Below are 15,770 nucleotides of genomic sequence, written 5' to 3' on the forward strand. Positions count from 1 at the left end.
CCTATGGAGCGGCTGCGACCGAAGCTGCTAGAACCGGCGCATTCACGAGGACAGAACGATGACAAGCAAACGCGTGGTGTTCACCGGCGGAACAGGCAAGGCGGGCCGGCATGTGCTGCCACATCTGCAGGGCAAGGGCTACGAGCTCCTCAACGTCGATCTCAAGCCGTTCGATCACCCCGGGATCAACACCCTGGTCGCGGATCTGACGGACAGCGGCCAGGCCTTCAACGCGCTGACCACGCATTACGGCTTCGGCGGCTTCAACGCCGGCCGGCCGCCACGGGCGCCGGATGCGGTGGTGCATTTCGCCGCGATCCCGCGCGTGCTGATCGAGCCCGACAATGAGACCTTTCGCGTCAACACTGTCAGCACCTACAACGTCATCGAGGCTGCGGCGAAGCTCGGCGTACGCAAGATCATCATCGCCTCCAGCGAGACAACCTATGGAGTCTGCTTCGCCGAGGGCGACAAGGATTTCAGGAGCTTTCCGCTCGAGGAGGACTACGACACCGACCCGATGGACTCCTACGGCCTGTCCAAGGTCGTGAACGAAAAGACCGCGCGCGCCTTCGCCATGCGCTACGGCATCGACATCTACGCACTCCGAATCGGCAATGTCATCGAGCCGCACGAATACGACATGTTCCCGCGTTTCCTCGCCGACCCGCCGTCGCGCAAGCGCAACGCCTGGTCCTATATCGACGCGCGCGACCTCGGCGAGATCGTGCATCTGGCGATCCAGAAGGATGGTCTCGGCTTCCAGGTCTTCAACGCCGTGAATGACACGGTGACGGCCAATATGCCGACGCGCGAATTGCTGCAGCGCTATTGCCCGAAGACTCCGATCACCCGCGACCTCGGCGAGCTCGAGGCGCCGCTGTCGAACAGGAAAGCGCGCGAAGTGCTCGGGTTCAAGGAAGAACATGATTGGCGGAAATATGTGAAGGCGGGATAGCTCATCGAGTAGGGCGGATTAGCGCAGCGTAATCCGCCTTCTTCCGCTTCGGCTGCTGCAATATGGACGGCCATTCGTGCGCGAGGCGGCGGATTACGCTGCGCTAATCCGCCCTACGGAACGTCACGCCATCCGCCGACGGATTGCCAGCATCGCGAGTGACAGCACGATCGTGCCGACGATGAACACGGCGGCCGCGGACACGATCGCCGGGCTGATGTTCTCACGGATGGTGGCGAACATCTGTCGCGCCAGGGTGCGCTGGTTGGGGCCGGCGACGAACAAGGTCAGCACGACCTCGTCGAGCGACGTCGCGAAAGCGAACAGGGCGCCGGAGATGATGCCGGGCAGCGCAATCGGAAATGTCACCGTACGCAGCACCACGGCGGGCGAGGCGCCGAGGCTCGCGGCGGCGCGCTCGAGCTGGAGATCGACGCCCTGCAAGGCCGAGGAGACGTTGACGAGCACGAACGGCACGGCGACGACGGTGTGCGCGATGATGACGCCGAGATAGGTGTTGGTGAGACCGTATCGCGAAAACATCAGCTGCATGCCGACCCCGAGCACGACCGCCGGCACCACCATCGGCAGCAAGAACACCGTACGCAGCGTCGAGACCAGCAGCGAGGCGCGTTTGCCACGCAGGCCGAGCGCGGCCAGCGTGCCGAGCAGCGTTGCGAGGGCCGTGGTCCCCGAGCCGATCAGCAGGCTGTTGACGATCGACAGCCGCCAGGATTCGGCGGTGACCAGCTCGCGAAACCAGCGCGTCGAATAGCCGGGAATGGGATAGTTCAGGAACACGCTGTCGGTCAGCGACAGCGGCAGCACCGCGATCAGCGGCCCGAGCAGGAACACGACGACGGCGATCGCGAACAGCAGCTTGACGACCGGCAGGAGCTTCATGCGTGCTGCTCCTCGGCCGAGGTCAGCCGGATGTAGACGGCATAGAGCAGGATGGTCATCGCCAGCAGGACGAGGCCGAGCGCGCCGGCCATGCCCCAGTTCGCCGCGCCAGTGGCGTAATAGGCGATCACCGAGGAGATCATCTGGTCGTTGGCGCCGCCGATCAGCGCGGGGGTGATGTAGTAGCCCAGCGCGGCCATGAACACGAGCAGCGCGCCGGAGACGACGCCGCGCATCGACAGCGGCAGCAGCACGTGGAGGAAGGCGCGCAGCGGATGCGCGCCGAGCGATGCCGCCGCCGGCATCAGGTTGCGCGGGATCGCGATCAGCACGCTGAAGATCGGCAGCACCATGAACGGCAGCAGCACATGCGTCATGGCGATGACGACGCCGAGCCGGTTGAACATCAGCGGGACCGGACCGGAAGTCAGGCCGAGCCCCCTCAGGGTCGCGTTGATCAGGCCGTTGTCCTGCAGCACGACGTACCAGGCCGCGGTGCGCACCAGGAGCGACGTCCACAGCGGCAGCAGCACGGCGCCGAGCAGCGCCTGCCGGCGCCAGCCTTCCACGGATGCGGCGACCATCGCGTAGGGCAGGCCGATCAGGATGCAGGCCAGCGTCACCAGCGCCGAGGTCACGAAGGTCCGGATCATGATCAGGCGGTTGGCCGAGCTGCCCTCCGGCATCGCGGCGATATCGCCGGCGGCGTCGCGCTCGAGGTCGACCGCGGCGAGCAGGTTCTTGTCGGTCCAGGGCGAGGCGACGGCGTCGGCGATGGTCATCCAATAGGATGTCTCGCTCCAGCGCGAATCGATCGCGGCGAGGTCGGCCGCGCCGTCGCCGCCGAGCGCGCGGCGGGTCTTGCCGAGCAGGCTGCGGAAGCCGGACTGCGCGCTGTTGAGGCGGCGCACGAGATCGCCGAACTGCTCGTCATTGGTCAGCCTGCGGATGTCGTCGACGAACGCGGCCTGCGCCGCTGCAGGAGGCAAGCTGGTGCGGTCCCAGCGCGCCAGCGCCGTGTGGGTGCGGGGCAGGGACTCGGTCGCGACCGGATCGGACACCGCCGACTTCATCATCGTCACCAGCGGCACGACGAAGAACGACAGCATGAACGCCAGCAGCGGCGCGAGCAGCAGAGATGCCGTCAACCGTTGGCGGAGGTCTGGTCGCATGATCCCACCACCCAGACATCCGACGCCGCGAACGATAGCGCGACCTCGCTGCCGACCTCCGCGGCCTGGCCGGCACGGTCGCCCTTGATGATCAGCCGCTGCGCGCCGACCGTGGCGACCAGACGCATGTGATCGCCGAAATACACCGCGTCCATGATGCGCGCGGTCAGGCGGTTTGCGGTCGCGGCCGCATGATCGTTGATCCGGATCGCCTCGGGTCGGATCGAGACCTGCACCTTGCCGCCATCGACGCGATCAGCGCCGGCATGCGCCGAAAGCGTAAGGCCCGAGTCCGTCGTCAGCCGCATCGCCTCGCCGGCCTGCTCAGCCACCTTGCACGACAGCAGGTTGGTCTCGCCGATGAACTCGGCGACGAACGGCGTCCGCGGCAGCTCGTAGATCTCGCGCGGCGTGCCGATCTGCTCGATCCTGCCGTGGTTGAACACGGCGATGCGGTCGGACATCGTCAGCGCCTCGTCCTGGTCGTGGGTGACGAATACGATGGTGAGGCCGAGCCGGCGGTGCAGGTCGCGGATGTCGAGTTGCATCTGCTCGCGCAGCTTCTTGTCGAGCGCGCCGAGCGGCTCGTCCATCAGCACCACCTGCGGCTCGAACACCAGCGCGCGGGCCAGCGCCACGCGTTGCTGCTGGCCGCCGGAGAGCTGCGCCGGCTTGCGCTCCGCCATGGCCGACAGCTTCACCATGTCGAGCACGCGCGCGACCCGCGTGGCGATCTCGGGCTTGGGCGTGCCGCGCATCTTCAGGGGAAACGCGATGTTGTCGCGCACGCTCATGTGCGGGAACAGCGCGTAGTTCTGGAACACCACGCCCATGTTGCGCTTGTGCGGCGGGAGCCCGTCGACCCTGACGCCATTGACCGCGATCGTGCCGCTGGTCGGCTGCTCGAAGCCGGCCAGCATCATCAACAGCGTGGTCTTGCCGGAGCCGGAGGGGCCGAGCAGGGCGACGAACTCGCCGCGGGCGATATCGAGGTCGAGATCGTCGACCACGGTCAGCGCGGCGAAGCGCTTGACCACCTGCCGGAACGAGATGAAGGGGGTATCCATGACGAAGGCTTTCGGCGCGGACCTCGCCGGGACTCATACGAGGCGGGCAGGCGCGCGTCGCGACGATCGCGCGCCCGGTGTGCGGAAGCGGCGGGCCTCAGCGCGCCAGCCAGGCGTTGAAGCGCTTCGACAGCTCTTCCGAATTGTCCGTCCAGAAGCCGACGTCCAGCGCGATCGCCTGCTTCAGGTTTTCGGGGGTCGTCGGCAGCTCCGCGGCGTATTTCTCCGGCACCAGCTTGGCAGCGGCGATGTTCGGCAGGCCGTAGGCGATGTATTCCGGCAGCTTGGCCTGGTTCTCGGCCTGGCTCGCAAAGGCGATGAAGTTCATCGCGGCATCCTTGTTGGGCGAGCCCTTGAGCACGACCCAGCTGTCGACCGCATAGATGCTGCCCGGAAACACGAAGCCGAAATGCTTGCCCTCGGTGCGGTTGATGGCGGTGATGCGGCCGTTATAGACCGAGGTCATCGCGACCTGGCCGGACGACAACAGCTGCAGCGGCTGCGCGCCGGCCTCCCACCACACGATGTCGGCCTTGAGCGCGTCGAGCTTCTTGAAGGCGCGCTCGACGCCCTCTTTGGTCTTCAACACCTTGTAGACGTCGGTCGCCGGCACGCCGTCGGCCATCAGCGCGAACTCGAGCGTGTATTTGGCGCCCTTGCGCAGGCCGCGCTTGCCCGGAAACTTTGCCGTGTCCCAGAAGTCCGCCCAGGTCTTCGGCCCGTCCTTGATCTTATCGCCGTCGAACGCCATTCCGGTGGACCACACGATGGCGCCGACGCCGCAATCGCTGACGCCGGCAGGGATGAAGCCTTTCTTGTCGCCGATCTTGCTCCAGTCGATCTTCTCGTAGATGCCGTCGCTGCAGCCGAGCTCGAGCTCCTCGGCCTCGACCTGCACCGCATCCCAGTTCGGCACCCCGGCCTTCACCTTGGCCTGCAGCACGCCATAGCCGCCGTCCCAGCTCTCGTCGAGCACGGTGGCGCCGAGCTTGGCGGCGAAGGGCTGGAAGTAGATCTTGCGCTGCGCGTCCTGGTAGTTGCCGCCCCAGGACACGACGGTGAGATCACGTGCCTGCGCGGAAACGAGGAGACCTAGCATAGCGGCTGCGGTCACCAGCACCGTCTTCGAGACGGTTGCGGCTGCGCGTCTGACAGGCCGATCCGTCGCGTTCGACACTGTTGCCGTCGTGGAGTTGGTCCGCAGAAAAAGCATGCTCGATGATCCGTCGCGCTTGAAAGGTTCAAAAAAGCTATCGGCTGGACCAAGCCCTGGCAAGCGCGAGTTTTGATCGTCACGTGATGCTATTTTGGCGTTCATGCGCTGCATCAGTGGCGTTGCGGCGAAGCGCTAATGGTGCCGGATCCGTCCGCTTCACCGCAGCGCAGGATTTTGATCGCGGTTGTGGTTTCACCCGATGTCCGTCTCCGTCGACGGCGCTTCCTCATATCTCAGCAGGTCTCCGGGCTGGCAGCCGAGAAACCGGCAGATCCGCTCGAGGGTCTCGAAGCGCACACCCTTCACCTTGCCTTGTTTGAGCAGGGACAGGTTGGCCTCGGTGATCCCGACATATTCGGCCAGGTCTTTGGACTTCACATTGCGTTCCGCGAGCATCACGCCCAGCCGCACTCGGATCGGCATGTCCTGTCCTTCAGACGAATTGCTTGTTTTCGTCGGCGATCTCCAGCGCCTCCGTCATCACCCAGGCGATGACCGCAACCGTCCCTGCGAAGATCAGCGCTATGAGCGTATCCGATCCGACGCTCAGCGCGAGGGTCTTCGCTCCCGCGGGCTGACGGAAGCTCAGGACGACCGACAGCGCTGCACCGGCCAGCGGTTTCAGCAGGGCTGATGCCGCGACAGCGATCGCAAACGTCTTCAGCTGTCTGATCGAGTCGCGCGAGAAGATGCGGCCGGCGGCGAAGGCGTCGAAGCAACGACGTCCGCTCAGCAGGCCCCAGATCAGCGTGCCCAGCGGGACCATGGCGATGCCGAACGCGAGGGCTCGTGTGGAGAAGTCGATCTCGGTCACGGGAGCATCTGGAATTCCGGCCTGGCTGAACAGCATGGGCGTGGGCGTCAAGGCCCAATAGAGCGCCATTGCCGCGGCGAGCAGCGCGGAGGTGACGAGACAGCTTGCCGCCATCAGTTGGCTGAGCCGGCGAATGCGATTGCTGCGTCCGGAGCGCGCGGCACTCGTGCCGGACATCTCTGCTGTTTGCGTCATGGTCGAATGGCCCCCACGGTTGATTGGTGTCTCGGCAGTGCGCCGACAGGATCACGATACGATCAAAAATTATCGTTTGACAATAATTTATTTTCGTTCGACAGATGGGGTATTAGCTCAGGAGCCACCTCATGTCTCATTGCCGGGCCAGACTGGCCGTCACTGTCGCCTTCGCGTCCGCTGTTATGACGACTTCTCCATCCAGCGCCGCGCCATCCACCTCTCGCGGCCTGATATCGGTCGCGCAGGTGGTTCAGATGCTGGAGAAGGCGCCGACCGACCGGACGGCCCAGCAGGTTCTCACCGCCTACCTTGCCGGAGTCGGCGAGGCCGCTGGCGCAGTCGCCAGCATGGGGCGCGCGACCTGCCGCACCTCGTTGAACTTGAGCGCGGCGACTGTCGGGCAGGCGCTGAGCTCCGCTGCCGCAGCGCAGGACGCGGCGGAAACGCCGGCAACGCCTTTGATCGTCAGGGACATGCTCGATCGCGCAGGATGCAAGCGCCCATGAGCTGTTCCGGCGCAGCAGCCATCACGCGCCAAAGCCGGTCTTCGCCATAGATGTCGTTACTTCGTGTTTTGCCGCGGCTTCGTTCAAAGGCGCGCGTGCTGGCCATTGATGCGGCGCCAAGGCGCGCCGCTACAGGCCGGCGCCGCAGCCATCGCGCTCCGGGCAGCTCTGCGATAGCGACGGATCACCTGCTGCCGCATTGTCGACGACCAGGCCCACAGCGGGGCGTGAGCTGGCTGTAGCGCTGACCGGGCCGGCGAGACGGCGAAATCCTCCATGTGCTCCGATGCGCTGAAAACCCTCGGCCGTCTTCATCAGCCGGGCTGCCACCATTTGATTCAAAAAATCCATGTTGCAACTCCTTGTGGTCAAATGACCCGGCGGCCTGGTGCGGGACAGGCCGCCGGGTCGGCGCAACGTGCTGGAGTTGGCGTCCTCCATCCCGCTGCGCTGGTCTGTGATCCGTTTCACAGTCCTGTAGAATTGATCGCGAAACGGATCATCGGGGGAGCGTGATGGGGGACGCCGGCGGCCATTTGTCTCTACGAATCAAGAGACGATCGCGCTTCTGGACCCTCGACATCACGCGCGTTCACATTCTTGTTTACTCCGCGGGTTGAGCCGCCACCGTGCCGTGGCCGCCATGCTGGGTGAGCGGCTTCATGCCGGTCAGCGTCCGCAGCAGCACATAGAACACCGGCGTCAGGAACAGGCCGAACACGGTGACGCCGATCATGCCGGAGAACACCGCGACGCCCATCGCGCGCCGCATCTCGGAGCCTGCTCCGGTCGACAGCACCAGCGGCAGCACGCCCATGATGAACGCCATCGACGTCATCAGGATCGGCCGCAACCGCAGACGGCTCGCCTCGATCGCGGCGCGCAGCGGCGTGCGCCCGGCGAATTCGAGCTCGCGCGCGAATTCGACGATCAGGATCGCGTTCTTGGCGGAGAGGCCGACGAGCACGATCAGGCCGATCTGGGTGAAGATGTTGTTGTCGCCCTTCGAGAGGTAGACGCCGGCCATCGCCGCCAGCAGCGCCATCGGAACGATCATCAGGATCGCGAGCGGCAAGGTCAGGCTCTCATACAGCGCGGCCAGCACCAGGAACACCAGGAGGATCGCCAGCGGAAACACCCACAGACCGGAGTTGCCGGCGATGAACTCCTGATAGGTCAGGTCGGTCCATTCGAAGGCAAAGCCGGGCGGCAGCACCTCGGCCGCGACCCGCTCGGCCGCCGCCTGCGCCTGGCCCGAGGAGAAGCCGGGCGCCGCTGCCGCGTTGATGTCCGATGACAAGAAGCCGTTGTAGCGGATGGCGCGCTCGGGCCCGGCGCTCTGCCGCACGTTCAGCAGCGCCGACAGCGGCACCATGTCGCCGGAGGCGGAGCGTACCTTGAGCTGGCGGATATCGTCGGCTCGGGCGCGGAACGGTGCGTCGGCCTGCACGCGCACCGAATAGGTGCGCCCGAACTTGTTGAAGTCGTTCACGTAGTAGGAGCCGAGGTAGATCTGCAGGGTGTTGAACACCTCCGTCACGGGCACGCCGAGCTGCAACGCCTTGGTGCGGTCGATGTCGGCGAAGAGTTGCGGCACGTTGACCTGGAAGCTGGAGAATACGCCGGCGATCTCGGGCGACTTCTGCAGGCCCGCCATGAACGCCTTGGTGACGTCGTTGAGCGCCTCGTAGCCGAGGCCGGCGCGGTCCTCGATCTGCAGCTTGAAGCCGCCGATGGTGCCGAGGCCGTTGACCGGCGGTGGCGGGAACATCGCGATGAAGGCGTCCTGGATGCCGGCGTACTTCTTGTTGAGCTCCATCGCCAGCGCGCCGCCCGACAAGGACGGATCCTTGCGCTCGTCGAACGGCTTCAGGGTCGAGAACACGATGCCGGCATTGGAGGAGTTGGTAAAGCCGGAGATCGACAGGCCGGGGAAGGCGACCGAGCTCTCGACGCCGGGCTGCGTCAGCGCGATGTCGCTCATCTTGCGGATCACCTCCTCGGAGCGGTCCAGCGTGGCGCCGTCCGGCAGCCGCGCGAAGCCGACCAGGTACTGCTTGTCCTGGCCCGGCACGAAGCCGCCCGGCACCTGCTTGAACAGCACGGCGGTGGCGCCGACCAGCAGGACGTAGAGCACCATGACGGCGGCCTTGCCGGTGATCACCTTCGACACGCTGCCGCTGTAGTTATTGGACGCACGGACGAAGGCGCGGTTGAAGCCGCGGAAGAACCAGCCGAGCGTACGATCGAGAATCCGGGTGAGGCGATCCTTGGGCTCGTGGTGGCCCTTGAGCAGCAGCGCCGACAGCGCCGGCGACAGGGTCAGCGAGTTGACCGCGGAGATCACGGTGGAGATCGCGATCGTCAGCGCGAACTGCTTGTAGAACTGCCCGGTGAGGCCGGAGATGAAGGCGAGCGGCACGAACACCGCGACCAGCACCAGAGCGATCGCGATGATCGGTCCCGACACCTCGCGCATCGCCTGATAGGTGGCGTCACGCGGCGACAGGCCGCTCTCGATGTTGCGCTCGACGTTCTCCACGACGACGATGGCGTCGTCGACGACGATGCCGATCGCGAGCACCAGGCCGAACAGGCTGAGCGCGTTGATCGAGAAGCCGAACAGATGCATCACCGCGAAGGTGCCGACGATCGAGACGGGGACAGCCAGCAGCGGGATGATCGAGGCACGCCAGGTCTGCAGGAACAGGATCACGACGATCACGACCAGCACGATGGCCTCGAAAAGTGTGTGCACGACGGCCTCGATCGAGGAGCGCACGAACTGCGTCGGGTCATAGACGATGTGATACTCGACGCCTTCCGGCATCGTCTTCTTGATCTCGGCCATGGTGGCGCGAACGTTGTCCGAGATCTGCAGCGCGTTGGAGCCGGGCGCCTGGAAGATCGGGATCGCCACGGCCTGCTTGTTGTCGAGCAGCGAGCGCAGGCCGTACTCGGAGGCGCCGAGCTCGATGCGGGCGACGTCGCGCAGCCGCGTGATCTCGCCATGCGCGCCGGTCTTCACGACGATGTCGGCGAACTGGTCCTCGTTCGACAGCCGGCCCTCGGCATTGACCGAGAGCTGCAGGTCGAGCCCCTTGACGCTCGGCGAGGCGCCGACCACGCCGGCCGCGGCCTCGACGTTTTGCGCCTGGATCGCCTTGACGATGTCAGAAGCGGAGAGGCCGTGCTCGGCCGCCTTCTGCGGATCGACCCAGACCCGCATCGAATAGTCGCCGGCGCCGAACAGCTGCACGTCGCCGACGCCGTCGATGCGCGCCAGCCGGTCCTTGACGTTGAGCACCGCGTAGTTGCGCAAATAGGTCGTGTCGTAGCGGCCGTTCGGCGAAATCAGATGCACGACCATGGTGAGGTCGGGCGAGCTCTTCTTGGTGATGACACCGAGCTGGCGCACCACGGCGGGCAGCCGCGGCTCGGCCTGCTGCACGCGGTTCTGCACCAGCTGCGTCGCCTTGTCCGGATCGGTGCCGAGCTTGAAGGTGACGGTGAGCGTCATCGCGCCGTCGGTGGTCGCCTGGCTACTCATATAGAGCATGTTCTCGACGCCGTTGATCTGCTCCTCGATCGGCGTCGCCACCGTCTCGGCGATCACCTTGGGATTGGCGCCGGGATAGGTCGCGCGCACCACCACCGAGGGTGGCACGACGTCGGGGTATTCGGAGATCGGCATGGAGAACAGCGCGATCAGGCCGCCGAGGAAGATCAGCGTCGACAGCACGCCTGCGAAGATCGGCCGGTCGATGAAGAATTTGGAGAGGTTCATGGGGGGCCCCGTGGTCGGGAGATGTCAGCGTGTGAAATGAAATTCGCTCGAGCTATTGCGCTCGCTGCCGCCTCAGATCAGGTGTCGTCCCGGCGAACGCCGGGACCCATACCGCGGACGGCCAGTTGGTGAAAAAGACTGGGGGTCATCTTTCTTGCCTACAAACAAAGCCGGTGGTTATGGGTCCCCGCTTTCGCGGGGACGACAGCTGTGGGTGGCGTTGGTGGCCGGGCTCCAATGATGCTCAGCGCTGCGCCAGCTGCTTGTTGTCAGACGCCGCCCCGTCCCGCGCGCCCATCGCCGCCACCTGCGTCTTCAGCAGCGCGCCCGGCCGCACCCGCTGAAGGCCGTTGACGACCACGCGCTCGCCGGGCTTGAGGCCGGCGGAGATGATGCGCAGGCCATCGACGCTGCCGCCGAGGCTGACCGTGCGATAGACAGCGCGCTCGTCGTCGCCGACCACCATCACGAATTTCTTGTCCTGGTCGGTGCCGATGGCGCGCTCGTCGAGCAGCACCAGCGATTGCTGCTGCGGCTGGCCCATGCGCACGCGCGCGAACTGGCCGGGGATCAGCCGGCCGTCCTCGTTCTTGAACACGGCGCGGACGCGGATCGTGCCGCTCTGCCCGTTGACCTGATTGTCGATCAACTGGATATGGCCGGATGCCGTGATGCCGCCCGAGGTCGTCATCTCGACCGGGATGCGGTCGAGATTGCCGCGTTTGCCGGAGCCGTCGGCAATCGCCGACAATGCGCGCAACACCAGCTCTTCGGTGGCGTCGAAGCTCGCATAGATCGGGTTGACGGACACCAGCGAGGTCAGCACCGGCGAGGCCGACCCGGCGGCGACGAGGTTGCCGACGGTGACCTCGATCCGGCCGACCCGGCCGTCGACCGGCGCGCGCACCTGCGTGTAGTCGAGATTGAGTTTTGCGGCCTGCAACGCCGCTTCCGCGGCCTTGACGTTGGCGATCGCCTCGCGATTGCCGTTGTCGCGCTGGTCGTAGTCGCGCTTGGTGACGATGGAGTTGCCGACCAGCTGCGCGCCGCGCTCCAGCTCATTGGCGGCGAAGGATGCGCGGGCCCGCGCAGCCTCGAGCTGCGCCTGCGCCCGGTCGACCTCGGCGGCGTAGGGCGCGGGGTCGATCTTGAACAGGACGTCGCCGGCCTTGACCAGCGAGCCCTCGGTGAAATTGGTGCCGAGAATGGCGCCGGCCACCCGCGGCCGGATCTCGACCCGCTCGACCGCCTCGAGCCGGCCGGAGAACTCGTCCCACAGGCTCGCCTGGCGCGGCTCGACGACGACAACCGTCACGGGGACGGCCTGTTCGGGGGCCGCCGCGCGGGCCGCATTCGGCGCGGGACTGAAGTGGAAATATTGGGAGCCGGCGTAGGATCCGGCGGCAATCACCAGGCCGGCGGCGGCGACGGTGCCCAGCCACCGCTTCAGGCGGCCGGAAGAACGAATTTCGGGCGAAGGCATTGGCGCGCTCCAGATTTGTAGTGCTCGCTACAAATGTGGCGCTGGCAACCCGTTCGCAAGAGACTTATGTAACGGATACTACGAAAATAGTAGCCCGACTTTCGGCGACTGCGCCAGATCAAAGAAATCGCGTTCAATAACAACTAGATAAGAATCAGACGGGGCGGAGACGGGAACAGGAGTTTTGCACATGGGCATCGGACGGCCCCGGACTTTCGATCGCGACACCGCGCTGGACCAGGCGATGGAGGTGTTCTGGCGCCATGGCTATGAGGGCGCGACCATCGCCCAGCTCACCGACGCCATGGGCATCAACCCGCCCAGCCTCTATGCCGCGTTCGGCAGCAAGGAAGCCCTGCTCAAGGCCGCGCTCGACCGCTACACGGCGCGACGGGAGGCCTGGATGGACGAGGTGCTGAGCGCGCCGACCGCCCGCGAGGTCACCGCGCGGATGCTGATGGGCGTCGCCGAGAAACAGACCGATCCCTCCAATCCGCCCGGCTGCCTGCTGGTGCAGGGCGGTCTCGCCTGCGGCTCCGGCTCCGCCAACGTGCCGTTCGAGCTCGCGGCCCGCCGTGCGCAGACCGAGGAGCAGCTCCGGCACCGTTTCGAGCGCGCCAAGCGCGAAGGCGATCTGGCCCCGGCCGCGGATCCGGCCGCGCTCGCGCGTTACGTCTCGGCCGTGATCACGGGCATGAGCGTGATGGCCTCCTCCGGCGGCGACCGTGAGGCTCTGGCCCAGGTTGCGGCCGTGGCGATCAGGTCGGTCGAGGAGCAGTCTGTGCGGGCGTAATGCCCGGTCGCGCGGAGCCAAGCCGCCATGCGACATTCTCAAGCTGTCTCCATCTGTGTGTTCGCGAAGCCCCGAGCAGGCGTAGGAGTGACGGCCTGTGAGATCGTAGCAGGATATCGGCGTTTTCCGGACCGTCAGCCCGCAGCCGTTAAAGCGCACCTTCGCGATGCCGGGCTTCGATCTGATTCCGGGCCGAATAGAGCGCTCGCAACCACCAGCCGCTTAGTCCCGGCGCGTCCGACGTCGCTCAATCTTGTCCGAAGGAGGCCTGCTCTGGAGCACCGTCCGCATGATGCCGGCGAACAGCAATGCTGCGGCCGGCCAATGAAACCAGACTCTGTGCAGACCGGTGAAAACATTGATCAGAAGCAGAAAGCCGGAGACCGTGAGGGCCATTGCGAGGGGACGAGGCAGGCTCGCGAAGTGATCCGCGATCGAGGTGATCGACGTGGATCGCGCATCGCCGTCGCGAAAAGGAGGTGGAGCGCTCGAGGCCGCAAACGCGCGCGCATGGAGGGCGCCGTCGTCAACCAGGTCGGGTCGCTGGCCGGAACGGCCGCCGATCGTGACACGATAGCTGGTCACGGGGGCAACATTCTTCAGCGGTGGCTGGCCAAGACAGTCGAAGCCGACAGTCAGTTTGTTGTGCACCTGGTCGTAGACGGGGGCCGAGACCACGATGCCGCCGGGCTCGGCCAGTTCTTGCAGGCGCGCCGCGATATTGACCCCATCGCCGAAGATATCGGAACCATCCACCATCACATCTCCCAGATTGATCCCGATGCGAAACTGCATCTGGTGTCCGTTGGATGGCGTGGGCTTCTGACTGATTTCCTGCTGAATTTCGACGGCACACCGCACGGCCTCGACGACACTGGCGAACTCGGCGATCACGGCATCGCCCCAAGTATTGACGATGCGCCCGTCATGGCGCTCCACCAATCCTGCAATGGCCGTGCGGTAGCGGCGCAGCGTCTCCAGCGTACCGGCTTCGTCGGCTCCCATGAGGCGGGAATAGCCGTGCACATCCGCGCACAGCACTGTCGTCAACCGCCGTTTCAATTTATCGTCCGCCATGTAGCCGATCGTAGCCTCATCGATTGCCAAATGCATCAGGCATCATCCGGCGCAGCGGGATCAGGCCGCGCTGTTTTCCGTCCCATGCGCTGTGCGGCGGTCGCCCTTCGCATGGGTCTCTTGCGCTTCCTGATGAGGTCCGTTTCTTTGTGGGCCTGCATCGCCGGCCGGGCCGGTGCGCGCCTGCCTTTCCTCGCAACCACCGGGTTCAGCCTTCATGCGTGTCTTCTCCGCCGCCCTTGCCACCGAGACCAATACCTTCGCGCCGATGCCCACGGGGCTCGCGACCTTCCATGAGCGCGCCTACTTCCCCGCCGGCCAGCACCCAGACAAGATGCAGATGCATGGCGGGCCACTATGGGCTGCGCGCCAGGTTGGGCCGTCCAAGGGCTGGACGCTGATCGAAGGGCTGGTGGCCGCGGCCGTGCCCAACGGGCTCGTCACTCGCGCCGCGTTCGAAACCCTGCGTGACCAGATCCTTGCCGACCTCAAAGCCGCGCTGCCGGTCGACATGGCGCTGATCGGCCTGCACGGCGCGATGATCGCCGACGGCTATGATGATTGCGAGGGCGAGCTGCTCGCGCTGATACGCGAGATCGTCGGACCCGATGTGGTCGTCGGCGCCACGCTCGACCCCCACGTCCATATGAGCGAGCTGATGGTCAGAAGCGCCGATCTTCTGATCTGCTGGAAGGAATATCCGCACACCGACATTCTCGAGCGCGCGCAGGATCTGGTGAAACACTGCACCGAGATCGCCGAGAAGCGGCTGAAGCTGCAGAAGGCGCTGGTCGACACCGACATGATCGTCACCCTGCACACCACGCGCGAGCCGGTGCGCAGCTTCGTCGACCGCATCACCGCGCTGGAAGGCAAGGACGGCATCGTCTCGGTCTCGATCGTTCACGGCTTCGGCTGGGGCGACACGCCGTCCATGGGCACCAAGGTGCTGGTCTATAGCGATGCCGCCGTCGATCCGGACGGTGTCAGGGCGAAGGCGCTGGCACGCCGCCTTGCGGACGAACTGATCGGCATGCGCGAGGCGGTGACCGAGCGCATGCCCGGCGTCGATGCCGCGCTTGACCAGGCATTGGCGACAGACGGCACCATCGTGCTCGGCGATGCCAGCGACAATCCCGGCGGCGGTGCGCCCGGCGATTCCACCTTCATCCTGCGCCGGCTGCTCGACCGCAACATCGGCAATGCCTGCCTCGGTCCACTCTGGGATCCGATCGCGGTGCGCATCGCCTTCGATGCCGGCGTCGGCGCCAAGCTGCCGCTGCGGATCGGCGGCAAGATCGGGCCGCTGTCGGGTGATCCCGTCGATGCGACCTGGGAGATCAAGGCGCTGAAGGAGAACATGGTGATGACGGGCCTCGCCGGCACGCCCGCCAAGCTCGGCGATTGCGCGCTGATCGCGAGCAATGGCGTCGAGGTCGTGATCACGACGTTCCGCTGCCAGGCGTTCGGCACCGACTTCTTCACCCAGCTCGGCTGCGATCCTGCCACGCGCAAGCTCGTCGTGGTGAAATCCGCCCAGCATTTCCGCGCGGCATTTGCGCCGATCGCGGCCGACATCATCATGGTCGATGCGCCCGGCGTGGTCGCGCGCGACGTGACGACGTTGCCCTACAAGAAGATCAAGCGTCCGAAATGGCCGCTCGACGAGTTGCCGCAACCATCGCGCGCATGATGTCCCAGAATGCGACGCTCATCGCAGCGACGTTAACGTTCGGAACGCGGCTGGAACGAACCGCGTCCGAATCGCTTGCGAATCAAGGTTTGAAATCTGTTCA

14 protein-coding genes are annotated in these 15,770 nt (G+C 65.7%); 4 read left to right on the forward strand and 10 right to left on the reverse strand.

The genetic code is table 11. The features are described 5' to 3' along the window. The first annotated feature begins 58 nt into the window (after positions 1-58). Positions 59-958 carry an NAD-dependent epimerase/dehydratase family protein gene (locus tag ACQR1F_RS00210; protein ID WP_434912335.1) on the forward strand — a complete coding sequence of 300 codons (900 nt, stop codon included), beginning with the start codon at positions 59-61 and terminating at the stop codon, positions 956-958. Between the two features lie 123 nt (positions 959-1,081). On the opposite strand, the gene ACQR1F_RS00215 is transcribed toward ACQR1F_RS00210, so the two are convergent. The 6 genes from ACQR1F_RS00215 to ACQR1F_RS00240 form a co-directional block, all read right to left on the reverse strand. After that, entirely contained in the window at positions 1,082-1,861 is a 780-nt protein-coding gene (locus ACQR1F_RS00215; protein ID WP_434907250.1) for an ABC transporter permease, read from the reverse strand. Beyond that, the gene (locus ACQR1F_RS00220; protein WP_315802161.1) at positions 1,858-2,970 is read right to left on the reverse strand and encodes an ABC transporter permease; all 1,113 of its coding nucleotides are present in this window, start codon (positions 2,968-2,970) and stop codon (positions 1,858-1,860) included. The genes ACQR1F_RS00215 and ACQR1F_RS00220 overlap by 4 nt, the downstream gene beginning before the upstream one ends. Positions 2,971-3,005: 35 nt before the next feature. Continuing rightward, positions 3,006-4,100, reverse strand: a complete 1,095-nt coding sequence (locus ACQR1F_RS00225) for an ABC transporter ATP-binding protein (protein WP_315801850.1) — start codon at positions 4,098-4,100, stop codon at positions 3,006-3,008. A 97-nt stretch (positions 4,101-4,197) separates the two neighbouring features. Continuing rightward, positions 4,198-5,199: an ABC transporter substrate-binding protein gene (locus ACQR1F_RS00230; RefSeq protein WP_434846799.1), complete on the reverse strand. Its 1,002-nt coding sequence runs from the start codon at positions 5,197-5,199 to the stop codon at positions 4,198-4,200. Between the two features lie 309 nt (positions 5,200-5,508). Beyond that, positions 5,509-5,739, reverse strand: a complete 231-nt coding sequence (locus tag ACQR1F_RS00235) for a helix-turn-helix domain-containing protein (RefSeq protein WP_315801851.1) — start codon at positions 5,737-5,739, stop codon at positions 5,509-5,511. 10 nt (positions 5,740-5,749) lie between these two features. After that, positions 5,750-6,130: a DUF2975 domain-containing protein gene (locus ACQR1F_RS00240; protein WP_434912336.1), complete on the reverse strand. Its 381-nt coding sequence runs from the start codon at positions 6,128-6,130 to the stop codon at positions 5,750-5,752. Between the two features lie 452 nt (positions 6,131-6,582). On the opposite strand from ACQR1F_RS00240, the gene ACQR1F_RS00245 reads away from it, so the two are divergent. Continuing rightward, a complete protein-coding gene (locus ACQR1F_RS00245) occupies positions 6,583-6,834 on the forward strand; it encodes a hypothetical protein (RefSeq protein ID WP_316179560.1) in 252 nt (83 codons plus the stop codon). 129 nt (positions 6,835-6,963) lie between these two features. On the opposite strand, the gene ACQR1F_RS00250 is transcribed toward ACQR1F_RS00245, so the two are convergent. The 3 genes from ACQR1F_RS00250 to ACQR1F_RS00260 form a co-directional block, all read right to left on the reverse strand. Next, positions 6,964-7,185, reverse strand: coding sequence for a hypothetical protein (locus ACQR1F_RS00250; RefSeq protein WP_434880451.1), 222 nt, complete (start codon positions 7,183-7,185; stop codon positions 6,964-6,966). 253 nt (positions 7,186-7,438) lie between these two features. After that, positions 7,439-10,621, reverse strand: coding sequence for an efflux RND transporter permease subunit (locus ACQR1F_RS00255; protein WP_434907252.1), 3,183 nt, complete (start codon positions 10,619-10,621; stop codon positions 7,439-7,441). Between the two features lie 244 nt (positions 10,622-10,865). After that, positions 10,866-12,104: an efflux RND transporter periplasmic adaptor subunit gene (locus tag ACQR1F_RS00260; RefSeq protein ID WP_434907253.1), complete on the reverse strand. Its 1,239-nt coding sequence runs from the start codon at positions 12,102-12,104 to the stop codon at positions 10,866-10,868. A gap of 190 nt (positions 12,105-12,294) precedes the next feature. On the opposite strand from ACQR1F_RS00260, the gene ACQR1F_RS00265 reads away from it, so the two are divergent. Next, positions 12,295-12,897 carry a TetR/AcrR family transcriptional regulator gene (locus ACQR1F_RS00265; RefSeq protein WP_315801856.1) on the forward strand — a complete coding sequence of 201 codons (603 nt, stop codon included), beginning with the start codon at positions 12,295-12,297 and terminating at the stop codon, positions 12,895-12,897. 222 nt (positions 12,898-13,119) lie between these two features. Here the strand turns inward: ACQR1F_RS00265 and ACQR1F_RS00270 are convergent, their stop codons facing one another. Beyond that, entirely contained in the window at positions 13,120-13,974 is an 855-nt protein-coding gene (locus ACQR1F_RS00270; RefSeq protein ID WP_434907380.1) for an adenylate/guanylate cyclase domain-containing protein, read from the reverse strand. Positions 13,975-14,191: 217 nt separating this feature from the next. On the opposite strand from ACQR1F_RS00270, the gene ACQR1F_RS00275 reads away from it, so the two are divergent. Beyond that, the gene (locus tag ACQR1F_RS00275) at positions 14,192-15,667 is read left to right on the forward strand and encodes a M81 family metallopeptidase (RefSeq protein WP_434887852.1); all 1,476 of its coding nucleotides are present in this window, start codon (positions 14,192-14,194) and stop codon (positions 15,665-15,667) included. Positions 15,668-15,770: the final 103 nt, after the last annotated feature.

This window comes from Bradyrhizobium sp. HKCCYLS3013, assembly GCF_051167615.1.
Lineage (GTDB): Bacteria > Pseudomonadota > Alphaproteobacteria > Rhizobiales > Xanthobacteraceae > Bradyrhizobium.

Bases quoted from the DNA above. Each gene is read 5' to 3' on its own strand.
- ACQR1F_RS00210 (WP_434912335.1), top strand. From the start codon at position 59: ATGACAAGCAAACGCGTGGTGTTCACCGGCGGAACAGGCAAGGCGGGC.
- ACQR1F_RS00215 (WP_434907250.1), bottom strand. From the start codon at position 1,861: ATGAAGCTCCTGCCGGTCGTCAAGCTGCTGTTCGCGATCGCCGTCGTC.
- ACQR1F_RS00220 (WP_315802161.1), bottom strand. From the start codon at position 2,970: ATGCTGTCGTTCTTCGTCGTGCCGCTGGTGACGATGATGAAGTCGGCG.
- ACQR1F_RS00225 (WP_315801850.1), bottom strand. From the start codon at position 4,100: ATGGATACCCCCTTCATCTCGTTCCGGCAGGTGGTCAAGCGCTTCGCC.
- ACQR1F_RS00230 (WP_434846799.1), bottom strand. From the start codon at position 5,199: ATGCTAGGTCTCCTCGTTTCCGCGCAGGCACGTGATCTCACCGTCGTG.
- ACQR1F_RS00235 (WP_315801851.1), bottom strand. From the start codon at position 5,739: ATGCCGATCCGAGTGCGGCTGGGCGTGATGCTCGCGGAACGCAATGTG.
- ACQR1F_RS00245 (WP_316179560.1), top strand. From the start codon at position 6,583: ATGCTGGAGAAGGCGCCGACCGACCGGACGGCCCAGCAGGTTCTCACC.
- ACQR1F_RS00250 (WP_434880451.1), bottom strand. From the start codon at position 7,185: ATGGATTTTTTGAATCAAATGGTGGCAGCCCGGCTGATGAAGACGGCC.
- ACQR1F_RS00255 (WP_434907252.1), bottom strand. From the start codon at position 10,621: ATGAACCTCTCCAAATTCTTCATCGACCGGCCGATCTTCGCAGGCGTG.
- ACQR1F_RS00260 (WP_434907253.1), bottom strand. From the start codon at position 12,104: ATGCCTTCGCCCGAAATTCGTTCTTCCGGCCGCCTGAAGCGGTGGCTG.
- ACQR1F_RS00265 (WP_315801856.1), top strand. From the start codon at position 12,295: ATGGGCATCGGACGGCCCCGGACTTTCGATCGCGACACCGCGCTGGAC.
- ACQR1F_RS00270 (WP_434907380.1), bottom strand. From the start codon at position 13,974: ATGGCGGACGATAAATTGAAACGGCGGTTGACGACAGTGCTGTGCGCG.
- ACQR1F_RS00275 (WP_434887852.1), top strand. From the start codon at position 14,192: ATGCGTGTCTTCTCCGCCGCCCTTGCCACCGAGACCAATACCTTCGCG.